19 protein-coding genes are annotated in these 16130 nt (G+C 71.8%); 13 read left to right on the plus strand and 6 right to left on the minus strand.

Annotated features, from left to right (window positions below; translation table 11 throughout):
- Positions 1-7: 7 nt before the first annotated feature.
- A complete protein-coding gene (locus AQI94_RS14020) occupies positions 8-769 on the plus strand; it encodes a ZIP family metal transporter (protein WP_031058565.1) in 762 nt (253 codons plus the stop codon).
- A gap of 53 nt (positions 770-822) precedes the next feature.
- Here the strand turns inward: AQI94_RS14020 and AQI94_RS14025 are convergent, their stop codons facing one another.
- Complete coding sequence (locus AQI94_RS14025) at positions 823-2202, minus strand: glycoside hydrolase family 43 protein (protein WP_031058561.1); 1380 nt, start codon at positions 2200-2202, stop codon at positions 823-825.
- A 273-nt stretch (positions 2203-2475) separates the two neighbouring features.
- Between AQI94_RS14025 and AQI94_RS14030 the strand changes: the two genes are divergently transcribed.
- The 3 genes from AQI94_RS14030 to AQI94_RS14040 all read left to right on the plus strand — a co-directional run bounded on the left by AQI94_RS14030 (position 2476) and on the right by AQI94_RS14040 (position 5757).
- The gene (locus tag AQI94_RS14030) at positions 2476-3900 is read left to right on the plus strand and encodes an amidase (protein WP_031058559.1); all 1425 of its coding nucleotides are present in this window, start codon (positions 2476-2478) and stop codon (positions 3898-3900) included.
- A gap of 26 nt (positions 3901-3926) precedes the next feature.
- On the plus strand, positions 3927-4145 hold the full coding sequence (locus AQI94_RS14035) for a hypothetical protein (RefSeq protein ID WP_031058556.1): 219 nt from the start codon (positions 3927-3929) through the stop codon (positions 4143-4145).
- A 133-nt stretch (positions 4146-4278) separates the two neighbouring features.
- Positions 4279-5757 (plus strand): SPFH domain-containing protein, encoded by a 1479-nt coding sequence (locus tag AQI94_RS14040; protein ID WP_031058553.1) that lies wholly within the window; start codon positions 4279-4281, stop codon positions 5755-5757.
- 54 nt (positions 5758-5811) lie between these two features.
- Here the strand turns inward: AQI94_RS14040 and AQI94_RS14045 are convergent, their stop codons facing one another.
- Complete coding sequence (locus tag AQI94_RS14045; protein ID WP_031058551.1) at positions 5812-6228, minus strand: hypothetical protein; 417 nt, start codon at positions 6226-6228, stop codon at positions 5812-5814.
- Positions 6229-6278: 50 nt separating this feature from the next.
- On the opposite strand from AQI94_RS14045, the gene AQI94_RS14050 reads away from it, so the two are divergent.
- Positions 6279-6725 carry a type II toxin-antitoxin system PemK/MazF family toxin gene (locus AQI94_RS14050; RefSeq protein WP_031058547.1) on the plus strand — a complete coding sequence of 149 codons (447 nt, stop codon included), beginning with the start codon at positions 6279-6281 and terminating at the stop codon, positions 6723-6725.
- A gap of 189 nt (positions 6726-6914) precedes the next feature.
- Here the strand turns inward: AQI94_RS14050 and AQI94_RS14055 are convergent, their stop codons facing one another.
- On the minus strand, positions 6915-7745 hold the full coding sequence (locus AQI94_RS14055; protein WP_031040902.1) for a TIGR02452 family protein: 831 nt from the start codon (positions 7743-7745) through the stop codon (positions 6915-6917).
- Positions 7746-8035: 290 nt separating this feature from the next.
- Between AQI94_RS14055 and egtA the strand changes: the two genes are divergently transcribed.
- Genes egtA through egtD form a run of 4 tightly spaced genes read left to right on the plus strand, consistent with a single transcriptional unit; the run spans position 8036 to position 12412 of the window.
- Positions 8036-9340 (plus strand): ergothioneine biosynthesis glutamate--cysteine ligase EgtA, encoded by a 1305-nt coding sequence (gene egtA, locus AQI94_RS14060; RefSeq protein WP_031040905.1) that lies wholly within the window; start codon positions 8036-8038, stop codon positions 9338-9340.
- Complete coding sequence (gene egtB, locus AQI94_RS14065; RefSeq protein ID WP_031040906.1) at positions 9337-10680, plus strand: ergothioneine biosynthesis protein EgtB; 1344 nt, start codon at positions 9337-9339, stop codon at positions 10678-10680. The genes egtA and egtB overlap by 4 nt, the downstream gene beginning before the upstream one ends.
- Positions 10680-11453, plus strand: coding sequence for an ergothioneine biosynthesis protein EgtC (gene egtC, locus AQI94_RS14070; protein WP_031040909.1), 774 nt, complete (start codon positions 10680-10682; stop codon positions 11451-11453). Before egtB ends, egtC begins: the two co-directional genes overlap by 1 nt.
- Complete coding sequence (egtD, locus tag AQI94_RS14075) at positions 11450-12412, plus strand: L-histidine N(alpha)-methyltransferase (protein WP_031040910.1); 963 nt, start codon at positions 11450-11452, stop codon at positions 12410-12412. Before egtC ends, egtD begins: the two co-directional genes overlap by 4 nt.
- Before the next feature lie 39 nt (positions 12413-12451).
- Here egtD and AQI94_RS14080 read toward each other — a convergent pair whose 3' ends face one another.
- Complete coding sequence (locus tag AQI94_RS14080; protein ID WP_031040913.1) at positions 12452-13633, minus strand: MalY/PatB family protein; 1182 nt, start codon at positions 13631-13633, stop codon at positions 12452-12454.
- Positions 13634-13724: 91 nt separating this feature from the next.
- Between AQI94_RS14080 and AQI94_RS14085 the strand changes: the two genes are divergently transcribed.
- The gene (locus AQI94_RS14085; protein ID WP_031040916.1) at positions 13725-13940 is read left to right on the plus strand and encodes a dodecin; all 216 of its coding nucleotides are present in this window, start codon (positions 13725-13727) and stop codon (positions 13938-13940) included.
- An 11-nt stretch (positions 13941-13951) separates the two neighbouring features.
- On the opposite strand, the gene AQI94_RS14090 is transcribed toward AQI94_RS14085, so the two are convergent.
- Complete coding sequence (locus AQI94_RS14090) at positions 13952-14443, minus strand: phosphatase domain-containing protein (RefSeq protein WP_031040919.1); 492 nt, start codon at positions 14441-14443, stop codon at positions 13952-13954.
- Between the two features lie 128 nt (positions 14444-14571).
- Here AQI94_RS14090 and AQI94_RS14095 point away from each other — a divergent pair, with 128 nt between their 5' ends.
- The 3 genes from AQI94_RS14095 to AQI94_RS44595 all read left to right on the plus strand — a co-directional run bounded on the left by AQI94_RS14095 (position 14572) and on the right by AQI94_RS44595 (position 15397).
- Entirely contained in the window at positions 14572-14982 is a 411-nt protein-coding gene (locus tag AQI94_RS14095; protein ID WP_031040922.1) for a hypothetical protein, read from the plus strand.
- 69 nt (positions 14983-15051) lie between these two features.
- Complete coding sequence (gene rpmF / locus AQI94_RS14100; RefSeq protein ID WP_031040924.1) at positions 15052-15222, plus strand: 50S ribosomal protein L32; 171 nt, start codon at positions 15052-15054, stop codon at positions 15220-15222.
- Positions 15223-15229: 7 nt separating this feature from the next.
- Entirely contained in the window at positions 15230-15397 is a 168-nt protein-coding gene (locus AQI94_RS44595) for a hypothetical protein (RefSeq protein WP_158806200.1), read from the plus strand.
- Here AQI94_RS44595 and AQI94_RS14105 read toward each other — a convergent pair.
- On the minus strand, positions 15379-16050 hold the full coding sequence (locus tag AQI94_RS14105) for a nucleotidyltransferase domain-containing protein (RefSeq protein WP_037941716.1): 672 nt from the start codon (positions 16048-16050) through the stop codon (positions 15379-15381). The two genes, AQI94_RS44595 and AQI94_RS14105, sit on opposite strands and share 19 nt — an antisense overlap.
- Between the last annotated feature and the right edge of the window lie 80 nt (positions 16051-16130).

The following is a 16130-nucleotide window of genomic DNA, read 5'->3' on the forward strand; positions in this document are numbered from 1 at the left end:
CGACGGCATGGCGGAAGTGCTGCAGGCTGGACTGTGGGGGCTGGTGGCGGGCTCGGCGCTGCTGCTCGGGGCCGCGCTCGGCTACGGGCTACGGGTGCCGCAGAAGATCATCGCGAGTGTGATGGCCTTCGGTGCCGGAGTGCTGTTGTCCGCGGTCTCCTTCGAGCTGGTCGGGGAGGCGTACGACCAGGCGGGGCTCACTCCCGCGGTCGTCGGCACCCTCATCGGCGCCCTGGCCTACACGGCCGGCAACATGTGGCTGGCCCGCCGGGGTGCCCGGCACCGCAAGCGTTCCGGGCACGCGCGGTCCGCGGCGCAGCCCTCGGAGGCCCAGCAGGGCGGCTCCGGGACGGCGCTCGCGCTCGGCGCGCTGCTCGACGGCGTACCGGAGTCCGCGGTGATCGGCGTCAGCCTGCTCGACGGCGGGGCGGTCAGCCTGGTGACCGTCGCGGCGGTGTTCATCAGCAATGTGCCGGAGGGGCTGTCCAGTTCGGCGGGGATGAAGAAGGCGGGACGCGGCAAGGGGTACGTCTTCACGGTCTGGGCCGCGATCGCGGCCGCGAGCACCGTGTCGGCCGTCCTCGGCTACACGGTGGTCGGCTCCTTCTCCCCCGCCGTGATCGCCGCGGTGACCGCCGTGGCGGCCGGTGCGATCCTCGCCATGATCGCCGACACGATGATCCCCGAGGCGTTCGACGACGCCCATCTGGCCATCGGGCTGATCACGGTGAGCGGCTTCCTGGTCTCCTTCGCCCTGTCTCACGCCTGACCGGCGCCTGCCTGGCCGGCGCGGCCCCCGCGCTCGGCTCCTCGCCCTGCGCCTCAGGCCCAGGCAGTCACCGGCACGAATGAGCTGTCCTGCCGGAACAGATCCGTCCCCGCCGTCCGCTCCACCCGCAGCTGGTAGTTGTAGTGGCGCAGGTAGTACCCGGGATAGTTGTACGACTCCCAGCGGATCGCGCCCGTGGACGAGCCGGTGCGGGCGATGAAGGTCGCGTCCTTGGCGAAGGTCGAGGTGCCGTCGTTGGCGTCGAAGCGGCCGCGGAAGTCCCAGTGGCGCAGGTAGTTTCCGGCGGAGTCGCGGAAGGAGAAGCCGTTGGCGTCGGCGAGGCCCGCGACGACCGTGAAGGTGGACGCGGACTTCTCGGCGGCCGTGCTGGAGCCGGTCACCACCGGGAGGTTGAGCAGCGAGGACTGCGTCTGCCAGTACCGGGTGGAGTAGTTGGCCGACTGGAAGGAACGCGTGACGTTCTTGGCGAGCGAAGGACCGCCGGACACCGTCTCCTTGATGACCGTGAAGTGGCGTGCGGTACCGGAGACCACCGGCAGCGCGCTCGGCGCCGACCAGGTGGCGAAGGTGTCGTAGCTGTCGCTGTAGTAGTAGGTGCCGTCGCCGTAGCCGTCGAAGAAGATCCGCCAGCCGCCGTTGTCGAGCTGGATCACGGACGGGCCCTCGCGGTAGCTGCCCCAGCCGGCCCAGTTGCCGGTCCTGGAGATCGTGTAGGGACCCGTCAGGGACGACGCCGTCGCGTACTCGATGTACTTCGTCGTCTCGTTCTTCGTGAAGGCGTGGTAGGTCGAGCCGGTCCGCACGATGTACGTGTCGATGTGGTTCGCGCCGATCCCGGACAGGGCGACCGGTGAACTCCACGCCGTCAGGGCCGAGTTGGTCGCCTTCAGCCGGTACGGCGTGAAGATCCACTCGTCGCTGGTGACCGAGCAGGACACGATGACGTTGACACTGCCGTCGCTGTCGACGAACCACTCCGGCGCCCACGCGCGGGACAGGTTGGCGATCGGGACCGTGTAGTCGTAGAGGAAGCTCCAGTTGGCCCGGTCGGAGCTGCGTGCGAAGCCGATCGTGGTGCTGACGTCCTGCCAGGTGTGGGTGGTGTAGGTGAGGTAGTAGTAGCCGTCGGTGTGCTTGAAGACGCTCGCGTCGCGGATCCTGTTGCTGGGCGGCGTGTACGCGGAGGACTTCAGCAGCCGGAAGTCCGTGGCGTCGTCGGACTGGTAGACGTTCACGGTGCCGTCGTTGCTGTTGAGGAACGGCACGATCGTGTAGCGGGTGGCCGAGCCGCCGGGCGGGGCGGCGGCGAGGGCCACGCCGGGCAGTTCACCCAGCAGGACGGCGGAGGCGGGCAGGGCCGCCATCGCGCGCAGCAGGGTGCGGCGGGACGGTGTGGGGGGTCGTGTGGTCACGGCGGCTCTCCCTGGGGCAAGGACACAACGCGGCTCTCGACGTCCGAGTGAGCAGACGTCCGACATACCGAACGAGGTTCGGAAAGTCGATCAGAAGGTAGAACCGTGACTTGGGCACGTCAATGCTTTGCGCATGACCTGGTGAGGGCTGTGCGACGGCTGTGGCATCCCCCGCGGAACCGCCGCTTCCGCGCCGGCGCCGTTCCGGCGAAGCGCTTTCCGACGTTACCGTTCGGTAGGCAACGTCGTCCCGGCGTCCCGGAGGTGCCCCGCATGACGTACGACCGCTCCGCAGGCCTGGTGGAGACCGCCCGCGCACTGGCCGACGGCACGATCACCGCCCGGGCCCTCGTCGAACAGTCCCTCGCGCGGATCGAGGCGTCCCAGGGCTCCCTCAACGCCTTCCGCATCGTGCGGGCGCGGGCCGCCCTCGCCGAGGCGGCCGCCGCGGACGCCCAACTGGCCGCCGGCGTACGCACACCGCTGCTCGGGGTGCCCGTCGCCGTCAAGGACGACATGGACGTGGCCGGTGAACCCACCGCGTTCGGCTGCCGGGGAGAGTTCCCGGCGGTCGCCAGGGACGGCGAGGCGGTACGGCGGCTGCGCGCGGCCGGGGCCGTGATCGTCGGCAAGACCAACACCTGCGAGTTCGGGCAGTGGCCGTTCACCGAGGGGCCTGCCTTCGGCGCCACCCGCAACCCGTGGAACCCGGACCACACACCGGGCGGCTCGTCCGGAGGGTCCGCCGCGGCCGTCGCCGCCGGTCTCGTGCCCGCCGCGCTAGGCTCGGACGGCGCCGGTTCGGTACGGATCCCCGCCTCCTGGACCCACCTCGTCGGCATCAAGCCACAGCGCGGCCGCATCTCCACCTGGCCGCGCGGCGAGTCCTTCCAGGGCATCACCGTCAACGGCACGCTCGCCCGCACGGTCGCCGACGCGGCCCTCCTCCTCGACGCGGCAGCCGGGAACCACCCCCTGGACCCGCATCGGCCACCCGCCGTGGACGCCTCCGCGGCGGTCGGCCGCGATCCCGGCCGGCTGCGCGTCGCGCTCGCTCTGAAGCCGCCGTTCACCGCGTTGCCCGCCCGGCTCCAGCCGGAGGTACGGGCGCGTGTCGTCGAACTCGCCGAGCGGCTCAGCGCCTTGGGGCACACGGTCGAGGAGGCGGATCCGCCGTACGGGCAGATCGGGCTCACCTTCATTCCGCGCGCCACGGCCGGTATCGCCGAGCGGGTCCGCGAAGCGCCCTTCCCCGCTCTCCTCGACCGCCGCACCCGGGAGGCGGCCCGGCTCGGCGGACTGCTCGACGGGGTCCCGCTCAGGGCGGCGCGCCGCGCGGAGGCCGTCCTGCACCGCCGTATCGGCGGGTTCTTCACCGCGTACGACGTCGTCCTCGCCCCGACGACGGCCGCTCCCCCGCCGCGCATCGGGGCGATGCTGGAGCTGAGCGGGCCGGCGACCGACCGCGCGATGATCGCGGCCTGTCCGTACGCCTGGCCGTGGAACGTGCTGGGGTGGCCGGGGGTCAATGTGCCCGCCGGGTTCGTGGGCGAAGGGCTGCCCGTCGGGGCGCAGTTGCTCGGACCCGCGAACAGCGAACCGCTTCTCCTGTCGCTGGCCGCCCAGTTGGAGGCGGAGCTGCGCTGGCACGAGGCCTGGCCGCCCGGGCAGGCCGTCGTGGATTCCCCCGCCGCCTGACGGCGTTCCGCCCGTACCCTGTGACCATGGACGATGCGTCGATGGTCGGGCTCATGGGGCGGGTCACGGGGACGATCGGGCCGGGGCTCGTCGGCGAGGTGATCGTCCGGGTCCGGGGCGGCGCCGAGCACTTCCTCGCCTACCCCGCCACCGGCACGGACCGGATCGAGCGGGGCACGGTCGTGATGGTGGTGGAGCACCTGCCGCCGAGGACGGTCTACGTGCAGGCGGCGTACGACAGTTGAGCCTGCTCACGCCCAGGTGAGAGGCGTGTGTATCAAGGTTTCGACAAGGATTCGTCAGCGTCTTCACCCCCGCCTCGAACAGGCGCACACTCCCTTCGTTCGGTGCCGAAAGGGCACCATCCAAAGGGGGCGTATGCCGATGATCATCGGCGTCGTTGCGGGGGTGGCCGTAGCTGCCGTCGCCGTTCTGATCGGTCTGTTCAAACTGATGTGGCGTGTCGCGGAACCCAATGAGGCACTGATCATCTCGGGCTCCAACCACAAGACCGAGGGGCTCGAAGCGGGCATGGGATTCCGCATCGTCACCGGGCGGGGCACTCTGGTGCTGCCCGGTGTGCAGGCGGTGCGCAAGCTCTCGCTCGACCTGAACGAGACCGAACTGCATGTGGACTGCGTGACCCACCAGGGCATCCCGCTCAAGGTGCGGGGCGTGGTCATCTTCAAGGTGGGCGACGACTTCGTGTCGATCGCCAACGCGGGGCGCCGCTTCCTCGACCAGCAGAAGCTGATGTCGGAGCGGGTGCACAACGTGTTCGCGGGTCATCTGCGGTCCATCGTCGGCGGGTTGACCGTCGAGGACATGATCCGCGACCGGGAGAAGCTCACCGGGCAGACCCGGGCCGCCTGCGGCACGGAGATGGAGAAGCTGGGGCTCATCGTCGACTCCCTGCAGATCCACGAGATCGAGGACCCGACCGGGTACATCCAGAACCTGGCGATGCCCCACGCGGCCGCCGTCCAGCGGGACGCGCGCATCGCCCAGGCGGAGGCGAACCGGCTGGCCACCGAGGCCGAGCAGCAGTCGTTCGCGCGGATGGCACAGGCCACCCGGGACAGCGAGATCCTCCAGGCCGGCTACCAGGCCGAGCGCGACAAGGCGGGCGCCAAGGCGCGCCAGGCCGGTCCGCTCGCCGACGCCGCCGCCCGGCAGGAGGTCGTGGTCCAGGAGACCAGGGTCGCCGAACTCGAGGCGCACCGGCGCGAACAGCAGCTCCAGGCGGACGTCCGCAAACCGGCGGACGCCAAGGCCTACGAGAAGCGCACGCTCGCCGAGGCCGAACGCGACGCGCGGATCTCCGGGGCCGAGGCGAAGGCGAAGGAGACCGAGCTCGCCGCGGCGGCCGAGGCCACCCGGGTCAAGGCGGCCGCGAGTGCCGAGGCCGAGGCGACCAAGGCCCGCGGTACCGCCCTGGCGGCGTCGACCCGGGCCACCGGTGAGGCGGAGGCCGCGGCTGCTCAGGCCAAGGGTCTCGCGGAGGCCGCGGCGGCCAAGGCGAAGGGGCTCGCGGAGGCGGAGGCCATCAAGGCCCGCGCCGCCGCCCTCGCCGAGAACCAGGAGGCGGTCGTCGCCCAGCAACTCGCCGAGAACTGGCCGGAGATCGTCAAGGCCGGCGCGTCCGCGTTCGGCAGCGTCGACAACATGGTGGTGCTCAACGGTGCCGACGGCATGGCGGACATGCTCGCCAAGGCGCTCACCATGGGCGGCACCGGGCTGGGTCTGGCCCGTCAGCTGCTCGCGTCGATGAACCAGAACGGGCAGACACCGAACGGGACTTCGCTGAACGGGGTCGCCGCACCGCCGCCCGTCCAGAAGGTGCCGGTCCAGGAATAGGGGGCAGGCGGTCCGGGGCCCCGCGAGAGAAAAGGGGTCCCGGACCGCCCGCGTTCACCGTGCGAGCAGCGTGACACCCAGGCCGACGAGGGCGAGGACCTTCGCGATCTCGAAGGCGATGTAGACGAGGTGACCGCGCGAGCGGGGCAGGTCCTCGCCGGCCAGGACGCGGTCGGAGCGGCGGTTCAACCGGGGCCGTACGACGGCGAGTTGAACGGCGAGCGGTACCGTCGCCGCCGCGGTCCACGCGATGACCCGGGCCGGTGCGTCACCGAAAGGGACCAGCGCGAGCAGCGCGGCGGCCAGGACGCACTCCACCCGGTTCAGAGCGCGGAAGACCAGGCGGCCGATGCCCAGGCCGACTTGGATCGTCACCCCCGGCGCGCGGAACTTCAGCGGCGCCTCCAGGAAGGAGATCGCCAGCACCATTCCGAGCCAGGTGAAGGTGACCGCACCCGCCGCTTCGTTCATCCGGCCGACCGTACTACTGCCCCGGTCCGGGGACGCCATAAGGTGCCCCCGTGACTGCGTTTACCGATGAGAACGTCCCCGGCCGCTTCGGCGCCACCGCCACCACCGAGGCCGACCCGCGCGAGGTCGGCCGGGTGCGCACCGAGTACTCCCCCGCGCACGACGGCGACCCCGACCCCGGCGAGATCGTGTGGACCTGGGTGCCCTTCGAGGAGAACGACGGCCGTGGCAAGGACCGTCCCGTGCTCGTGGTCGCCCGGGAGGCGGCCGGCTCCTTCCTCGCCGTGCAGTTGTCGAGCAAGCGGCACGACGGGGACCGGGAGTGGGTGCCGATCGGCAGCGGCCCCTGGGACCGGACCGGCCGGGACTCCTGGGTGGATGTCGACCGCGTGCTGCGCCTGCACGAGGAGGGCATGCGCCGGGAGGCGTGCGCACTGGACCGGGGACGGTTCAACCTGGTCAGGCAGCGGCTGCACGAGCGGTACGGCTGGACCTGACGGCTAGGGTCTGTCGTTTGGATCAGTCCGGCGTCGCGGGGTCCGGCACGCCCATCTGCGGCGTTGTCGTCGGTCGCCGACGCTCCGCGTCGACTCCCTCCTCCGCCTTGCAGCTGCACGCACCAGACCCCGCTCGAGTCGGCAGAAAAGCACCGCACCTCACGGCCGGCCTGATCCAAACGACAGACCCTAACCCGTTCGGAGCAGCCGCTGCGGGGGAAACGCGCGGGCGAACGCCTCGCGGACCGTCGCTCCCCGTGTCCGGTCCAGCACCCCGAACACCACGTGCTCGAAGGCCCCGTCGAACCGTCCGCCGGGCCCGAGAAGCGTCCGGAACGCCCCCGCCACCTGGGCGGGGTCGTTCTGGAAGACCCCGCAGCCCCAGGCGCCCAGCACCAGTCGCCGGTAGCCCTCCGTCACGGCCACCGCCAGGACCTGCCCGGCGCGCGTCACGAGGGCCTCCGGCAGCTCGGCGGCCCGCTCGGGTGCCGTGCGCCGCACCACCCCGGCGTTCGGGGCGGCCGCCGTCAGGAATCCCACGAGGTGCGCGGAGTCCAGGAGAGCGCCCCGATCGTCCCGGAACACCGGTACGGCCGGCGAGTGGATGACCCGGTCCGTGTAGAACGGGTCGCGGTGGGCCCGGTGATGGTCGTAGAACGCGCGGGCCCGGAGCTGGCAGGTGTACAGCGCGGAGGCGCGGCACAGGGCCTCTTCCTGGGCCTGGGCGCCGTTCAGATAGCCGCCCCCCGGATTGCGGGCCGAGGCGAAGTTCAGCACGGCCGGCCGGCCGCCGAGCCGATGCGCCGCTTCCAGGCTGCTCTCCCCCGTGACCTCGAAGAACGTGTCCACAGCGGTGAAGGCCGGCACCTGGACGGGTTCCGGTCCGTACAGCCGCGTGCCCGCCCGGGCGGCCTCGATCCCGGCGGCCACGGAGACCTCGTGACCGGCCGGCGCGCGATAGTGCCCCGCCGCGACGATCTGTTCGGTCTCCTGCGCGATCCCGCGCAGACGCGCGCTCATGGCGCCACCCCCGTGGACGCCATGACCGCTCGCCGTGCGATTTCCCCCGTCGTGCTCATGCTGGAATCGTGAGCGATACCGGTGCGGCGGTGCAACAGAGTTTTCCGGCGCCCGGCACAACCGGAAAACACCTCGAAAATCCTGGGAGAACGGAGATCCACAGCCCCTAATGCGAGGATGTGCCCCCTTGTGCGGAACGGCACGAGGGTCTTGGGTGGGACGAGCGTTGCCGGTCCGACCCACCTGATCCCCGGACCGGTGGCATGGTGGAATCTCAGGAGGATCCCGACATGTCCGACACCCCCAGCGACTGTACGCCGGCCGACTGTACGAAGCCGCGTACCTCGCTCCCCGAAGCAGAGCTGGAGGCCCTGGTCCGCGGCATCTGCTTCAAGACCGGTCCACCCCGCCGTATCGGGGTGGAAGTGGAATGGCTCGTCCACGAGCTGCGCAGCCCGCGGCTCCCCGTGACACCCGAACGACTCGCGGCGGCCTACGCCGCACTGCGGACCGTGCCCCTGACGTCGGCGCTCACCGTCGAACCGGGCGGCCAGCTGGAGCTGAGCTCGCAGCCCGCCGACTCCCTGATGGAGTGCATCGGTTCCGTCTCCGCCGATCTGGCCGCCGTTCGCGCGGCCCTCGCCGAGCACGGTCTCGGCCTCGTCGGCCTCGGCCACGATCCCTGGCATCCGCCCCGCAGATACCTGCGGGAGCCGCGCTACGACGCCATGGAGGCCTGCCTCGACCGCAACGGCCCGGCGGGGCGCGCCATGATGTGCACCTCGGCCTCCGTACAGGTCTGCGTGGACGCCGGCCACGAGGAGCCCGGCCCGCTGGGCCTGGGGCGCCGCTGGTCGCTGGCGCACCAGCTGGGGCCGGTCCTGGTGGCCGCCTTCGCCAACTCCCCGCTCGCCGGTTCCGAGCCCACCGGCTGGCTCTCCACCCGCCAGCTGCGGTGGACGGAGATCGGCAAGGGCCGGGCGGGCGGCCCGTCCCTGGACGCCGACCCCCGCAGCGCGTGGGCCCGGCACGTCCTGGACGCGCCCGTGATGTGCATACGGCGGGACAGCGGCCCCTGGGACGTCCCGGAGGGGCTCTCCTTCCGCGAGTGGGCCAGGTCGGGGAAGCCCCGGCCGCCGACGCGGGAGGACCTCGACTACCACGTCTCGACCCTGTTCCCGCCGGTCAGGCCACGCGGCCACCTGGAACTGCGGATGATCGACGCCCAGCCCGGCGAGGACGGCTGGATCGTCCCGCTCGCCGTGACGGCGGCGCTCTTCGACGACCCGGAGACCGCCGAGACCGCCTACCGCGTGGTGAAGCCGCTGGCCGAGCGGACGCAGTCGATGCCCGCCCCGCACAATCCGCTGTGGATCGACGCGGCCCGCCACGGCCTGGCCGACCCCGAGCTCCACGAGGCCGCGATCGCGTGCTTCGCGGCGGCCCTGGAGGCGCTGCCACGGCTGGGCGCCACGGCCGAGGTCACGGACGCCGTGGAAACGTATCTGCACCGCTATGTGATCCGGGGCCGCTGCCCCGCCGACGATCTGCTGGACCGGACGCACGGTTCGCTCGGGAAGGAAATCCGCACATGACCAACCCGTCCGCCGACCCCTCGGTCGACCCCTCCGTCGACCCCGAGTCCTTCCGCGAGCGGGCCGTGACCACCCTGGTCACCGCCCGGGACCGTACGACGCTCCTCACCAGCTGTGTGGAGGACCCCGACCTGACCGCCCAGCACTCGCCGCTGATGTCGCCGCTCGTGTGGGACCTCGCCCACATCGGCAACCAGGAGGAGCAGTGGCTGCTGCGGACCGTCGCCGGGCAGGAGGCGATACGGCCCGAGATCGACGGCATCTACGACGCCTTCGAGCACCCGCGCTCCGAGCGCCCCACACTGCCCCTGCTGACGCCCGGCGAGTCCCGGCGCTACGCGGCCGAGGTACGCGGGCGGGTCCTCGACGTGCTGGAGGGATCCGCACTCCACGGGACCCGGCTCACCGAGGCCGGGTTCGCCTTCGGGATGATCGCGCAGCACGAACAGCAGCACGACGAGACGATGCTGATCACCCATCAGCTCCGCAAGGGCCCCCAGGCCCTGACCGCCCCCGACCCGGACCCGGCCCCGCTGTTCACCGGCCCGGCCGAAGTCCTCGTCCCCGGCGGCCCGTTCACCATGGGCACCTCGGACGAGCCGTGGGCGCTGGACAACGAACGCCCCGCACACCGGCGTGTGGTGGACGCCTTCTACATCGACACCACCCCGGTGACGAACGCCGAGTACCAGGCCTTCATCGAGGACGGCGGCTACGACGACGAGCGCTGGTGGGCCCCGGCCGGCTGGGCGCACATCCGCGGGCACTCCATCCACGCCCCGCTGTTCTGGAGCCGTGACGGCAGGCAGTGGCTGCGCAGGCGCTTCGGCGTCACCGAGGTCGTCCCGCCCGACGAGCCGGTGGTCCACGTGAGCTGGTACGAGGCCGACGCCTACGCCCGCTGGGCCGGACGGCGGCTGCCGACGGAGGCGGAGTGGGAGAAGGCGGCCCGCCACGACCCGGCCGGCGACCGCTCGATGCGCTACCCGTGGGGCGACGCCGACCCGGCACCCGAACACGCCAACCTGGGCCAGCGGCACCTGCGGCCCGCCCCGGCCGGCAGCTACCCGGAGGGCGAGTCGCCGCTCGGCGTACGCCAGTTGATCGGCGACGTGTGGGAGTGGACGGCGAGCGACTTCGAGCCCTACCCCGGGTTCCAGGCGTTCCCGTACAAGGAGTACTCGGAGGTGTTCTTCGGCCCCGACCACAAGGTGCTGCGCGGCGGTTCGTTCGCCGTGGACGCCGTGGCCTGCCGGGGCACGTTCCGCAACTGGGACTATCCGATCCGGCGGCAGATCTTCTCCGGCTTCCGCACGGCCCGTTCCGCGGGGGCCGTCTGATGTGCCGTCATCTCGCCTACCTGGGCCCGGAGGAGCCGCTCGGCCGGCTCCTCACGGAGCCCGAGCACAGCCTGTACCGCCAGTCCTGGGCACCGCGCCGGCAGCGGCACGGCACCGTCAACGCCGATGGTTTCGGGGTCGGCTGGTACGCCGAGGGCGACCCCGCGCCGGCGCGGTACCGACGGGCCGGGCCCATCTGGGCCGACCTGTCCTTCACGGATCTCACCCGGGTGGTGAAGAGCACCGCGGTCCTGGCCGCCGTACGGGACGCGACCCTGGCTGGAGCCGACGCCGAGGCCGCGGCGGCGCCGTACTCCTCCGGGCCCTGGCTGTTCAGCCACAACGGCGCGGTCAAGGGCTGGCCGAGCTCACTTGCCCCCCTGACCGCCTCGCTTCCCGCGGCGGAGCTGCTGTCCATGGAGGCCCGCAACGACTCGGCGTTCGTGTGGGCCCTGGTCCTGAACCGGCTGCGGGGCGGCGACGAGCAGGGCCAGGCACTGGCCGACACGGTCCTGGAGGTCGCCGAGGCGGCCCCCGACTCCCGGCTCAACCTCCTGCTGACCAACGGGGAGTCCATCGCCGCGACCGCCTGGGGCGACACCCTCTGGTACCTCCAGCGCCCCGGCACCGGCACGGTCGTGGCCTCCGAGCCCTACGACGACGATCCGCACTGGCGGGAGGTCCCCGACCGCACGCTGCTCACGGCGAGCCGCGCCGATGTCCTGCTGACGCCACTGAAGTCTCTGGAGCCACTCAAGGAGAGCCGCACGTGAGTCCGTTCCTGCTGACCCGCACCCTGCCCGAGGACGCCACCGAGGCCGCCCTGCGCGCCGACGTCCTCAAGGGCCTGACACACACGCCCAAGACACTGCCGCCGAAGTGGTTCTACGACGCCCACGGCAGTGAACTCTTCGAGCAGATCACCGAGTTGCCCGAGTACTACCCCACCCGCGCCGAACGGGAGATCCTCGTCGCCCGCTCCGGCGAGATCGCCGCGGCGACCGGCGCCCGCACCCTGGTCGAGCTGGGCTCCGGTTCGTCGGAGAAGACCCGGTACCTGCTCGACGCGCTCACCGGACTGCACACGTACGTCCCGGTCGACGTCAGCGAGAGCGCGCTGACCCAGGCCGGACACGCGCTCATCGCCCAGCGGCCGGAGCTGAGCGTGCACGCGCTGATCGCCGACTTCACCGGCGGTCTGTCCCTGCCGGGGACGCCGGGCCCGCGCCTGGTCGCCTTCCTCGGCGGCACGATCGGCAATCTGCTGCCGGTCGAGCGCGCCGCGTTCCTCTCCTCCGTCCGCTCCCTGCTCTCCCCCGGTGACGCGCTGCTGCTCGGCACGGATCTGGTCAAGGAGGAGAGCGTCCTGGTCAGGGCCTACGACGACGCGGCCGGGGTGACGGCCGCGTTCAACAAGAACGTCCTGACCGTCGTCAACCGCGAACTCGGCGCCGACTTCGATCCGGGTGCCTTCGACCACGTGGCCCTGTGGGACGCCGAGAACGAGTGGATCGAGATGCGGCTGCGTTCCCGCACGGACCAGACCGTGAAGGTTCCGGCGCTGGACCTGGCCGTCGACTTCGCGCCGGACGAGGAACTGCACACCGAGATCTCGGCGAAGTTCCGCAAGGAGGGTGTCCGCCACGAACTGGCGTCCGCCGGACTTGAGTTGGCGCACTGGTGGACGGACAGCGAGGGCAGGTTCGCGCTGTCGCTGAGCGTGGTGCGGTAGCACGCGTCGACGGGGGGCCGGTTCGTTCCGGCCCCCCGGTCAGTGCCGGTCGAGGGCGGCGGCCATCCGCTGCACCGCCTCGGTGATCAGCTCGGGGGAGGTCGCGAGGTTCAGCCGGACGAATCCGGCGCCGCCAGTGCCGAACGGGATGCCGGAGTTCAGGGCGACCCGGCCGCGCTCCAGGAACACGGCCGCCGGGTCGTCGCCCAGCTCCAGCGCTCGGCAGTCCAGCCAGGCCAGAAAGGTGGCTTCGGCCGGTTCGTAGGGCACGGCGGGCAGCGACTCGGCGAGGAGGTCGGCCAGCAGCCGGCGGTTGTCGTCGAGGCCGGCGAGCAGGGCGTCGAGCCAGGCGCCGCCGTCCCGCAGCGCGGCGGTGTGGGCGAGGACGCCGACATGACTGGGCCCGTGCCCGACCTCCTCGGGAAGACGCGCGAGGTCGTCGGCGGCGTCGGGCCCGGCGACGGCCACCGCCGCCTTGATACCGGCCAGGTTCCACGCCTTGGACGCCGACAGCAGCGACAGCCCGTTCCCCCCGCCGGGAACGCTCAGGTAGGGGACGAACCTCGCGCCCGCCGCCACGACCGGGGCGTGGATCTCGTCGGCCACGACCCGTACCCCGTACCTCTCCGCCAGCGCCGCCACGCTCGCCAGCTCCTGAGCGGAGTGCACGGTGCCGGTCGGGTTGTGCGGGCTGCACAGCAGATACGCGGGCCGGGCCGCGCCCTTGCGGACCCGCGCGAAGGCGTCCTCCAGGACCTCGAAGTCGATCCGGCCGTCCGCACCGAGCGGGGCCTCGACGACCTTCCGGTCCATGTTCCCGACGAACTGGTAGAAGGGCGGATACACGGGCGAGTTGACGACCACCGCGTCCCCCGGCCCGGAGACCAGCTTGAGCATCTCGACGATGCCCAGCATCACGTCCGGGACGATCGCCGTCCGCTCCACCGCGAGGCCGTCCCAGCCCCACCGCTTGCCCGCGAAGTCGGCCAGCGCCTCGGCGTACGCCGTCCCGTGCGGATACCCGGTGTCACCCAGCGCCACCGCGTCCCGGACGGCCCGCGCGACCGGTTCGGCCAGGGGGACGTCCATCTCGGCGACCCACAGCGGCAGCACGTCCCGCGGGTACGTCCGCCATTTCATGCTGGTCCGTCGTCGCAGCTGCTCCAGGGTGAGCTCGCGCAGCGGATTGGCGGTGGCGGGGGCTGGGATGTCTCGCGGCATACCGTCCATGGGCCCAAGATAGGCGGCGTTCGCCTCTCGATGAACCGGCGGACCACTCGCGCTCCGCCGCCGCCTGGGGCACGGTGGAACCATGACGAACCACACCTACCGCGTGACCGAGATCGTCGGCACCTCACCGGACGGCGTCGACGAGGCCGTCCGCAATGGCATCGCCCGTGCTTCGCAGACCCTCCGCAATCTCGACTGGTTCGAGGTGACCCAGGTGCGGGGCCAGATCGAGGACGGCCAGATCCAGCACTGGCAGGTGGGGCTGAAGGTCGGCTTCCGCCTCGACGAGTCCGACTGAACCGACGGCCGTCAGGTCCGCCCCTCCCGCTCCTGGGCCACCTCCAGGGTCGCGGAAAGGGCGGTCCAGGATGCCCGTACGACGGTGAAGCCGGCCCGTCGGGCGTCCTCGCAGACCAACTCGTCGTCGTCCACCAGGATCCGGATCTCCCGGGTGCGGGCGAGCCGCTTCAGGATCTCCAGTTTGGTGCGCCGGGCGGGTCGCCGGTCGTCGTTGCGCCGCATGTGCACGCGCCCTTCAGGCAGGCCCTGCGCGGCGAGCCACGCGAGTGTGTCCTGTCGGCAGCGCTCGGGCCGCCCGGTGAGGTAGACGATCTCGCACTCCTCGGCGCTCTTCAGCACCAGCGCGATGCCTTCCGGGATCGGCGGATCCTCGGGAGCGGCCGCGAAGAAGCCGTCCCAGTCGCGCGGACCGCGCTCCAGGAACCGCTGTCGGTGGGCCGTGTCGGCAAGGGTGTTGTCCAGGTCGAACACGGCGAGCGGGAGCTTGTCGCTGTCGGTCACCTCACCCACCCTAGCCCCGGCAACCCTCCCGCCCCGGGCGACTTCGGTGCCGCCGAGCGGGGCGCGCTTCCGGCTCCCGGGGCACCCCGCCCGCACTCCGTGATCAATGCAGGCTGCATGCTTCTCCCATGTCCTCGACGCCCCGCACCTTTCTGGCCGGTTCCGGTTCCTGCACCCTCGTCGTCTGCCGGGGCTGCTGCTGCGGCGACGCCCGCAAGCACCCCGGCACCGACCACGCCTGGCAGTTGGAGCTGCTGCGGGCCGGCGCCGCCGAGCACGGTTTCCAGATCCGTACGACCGACTGCCTGGGCCCCTGCGACCAGGCGAACGTCATCGTCGTACGCCCCTCGGCCGCCGGGCGCCGGGCGGGAGGCAAGGCGGCCTGGATCGGGTTCGTCATGGACGACGAGGGCACCGAGGAGGTCGTGCGGTGGGCGGCGGCGGGCGGTCCGGGGATCGCCGAGCCGCCCCTGACCCTGGAGCTCCAGTTCATCGAGCCGCCCCGGGAGGCCCGGGTGCGGTCCCGGCGCCGCCGTTAGTTGTTAATGGGATCCATTTTCATATAGCGTCTGGGTGCCCACCCACCGAGGCCCTGAAGGGGTTCCCCCATGGCTGTCCCGAAGCGGAAAATGTCCCGCAGCAACACCCGTCACCGCCGCTCGCAGTGGAAGGCCGGCACCACGCATCTGGTGCCGGTCACGATCGACGGCGTCACCCATCTCGTCCCGCAGAACCTCGTCAAGGCGTACGAGCGCGGCCTGCTGCGCCCCGAGGGCTGAGGGCGAGATGCCCCACGACCGCCTCCTGCCCGTCACCGTGCTCTCCGGCTTTCTCGGGGCCCCGGACGAGGACCGCCCGCTCGTGGACCCCTTCCCCGCCTGGGAGACCTACGGCGTCGACGACACCTGCGACCACGAGGCGACGCAGGCGCACGCTCACGCGGCCGTGTCGTAGAACCGTGCGCGGACGCGGCGCAGCCATGCCTCGGCCCGCGCCTCGTCGGGCCGGTCCGGCAGCGCGCTGCGGGTCTCGGTGAACGCGGTCTCGTAGTGGGCGAGCAGCGACCGGGCCGAGGCCGGGTCGGCGGCGACGGCTTCCCCGAAGCGGTGGTACTCCTCGGGGTCCTCGACCCGGACCGTGAGCCGTCCGGTGGTGTACAGCTCCAGGCCCTGGTGGCAGAGCCGCTTCAGATGCCGGGCGTGCTTGGCGGTGCGGTGGTCGCCGTCGCGGCTCTCCAGTTTCCTGAACTGCTGGGTGGCGTACCCGAGATAGGCGTCCCGGACCCGCTGGGCGCTCAGGAACGACCCGCGGATGCCGATGAGTTCGTCGCCCAGTGGGGTGCGCACCTCGTACAGCTCGTCCGGGAGCCACACCAGTTCCATGACGGTCGGGTTGCCGCCGAGGGCGAGCCGGCACCACTTCGCCGCCTCGTGCAGGGTGCGGTCCGGTGCCGTGCTGACGTGGGACTCCTTCGGCGTGTGCAGGCCGAGCAGGGTCTCGGTGGGCGCGGCGAACATGCCGAGCCGGTCCACGTCGGAGCCCTCACGGGCGAGTCCGTACGCGGTCGAGCCGACGATGCCGGAGAGCAGGATGTTCTGGACGGTCACCCGGCCCATTGTGCTGACCTGCGGTGATCGCGGTCATCCGGTTTTCGGCGGAATACGTCGTCCGATCAGGCGTTGAAGCC

The organism is Streptomyces pseudovenezuelae (assembly GCF_001513955.1).
Taxonomy (GTDB): domain Bacteria; phylum Actinomycetota; class Actinomycetes; order Streptomycetales; family Streptomycetaceae; genus Streptomyces; species Streptomyces pseudovenezuelae.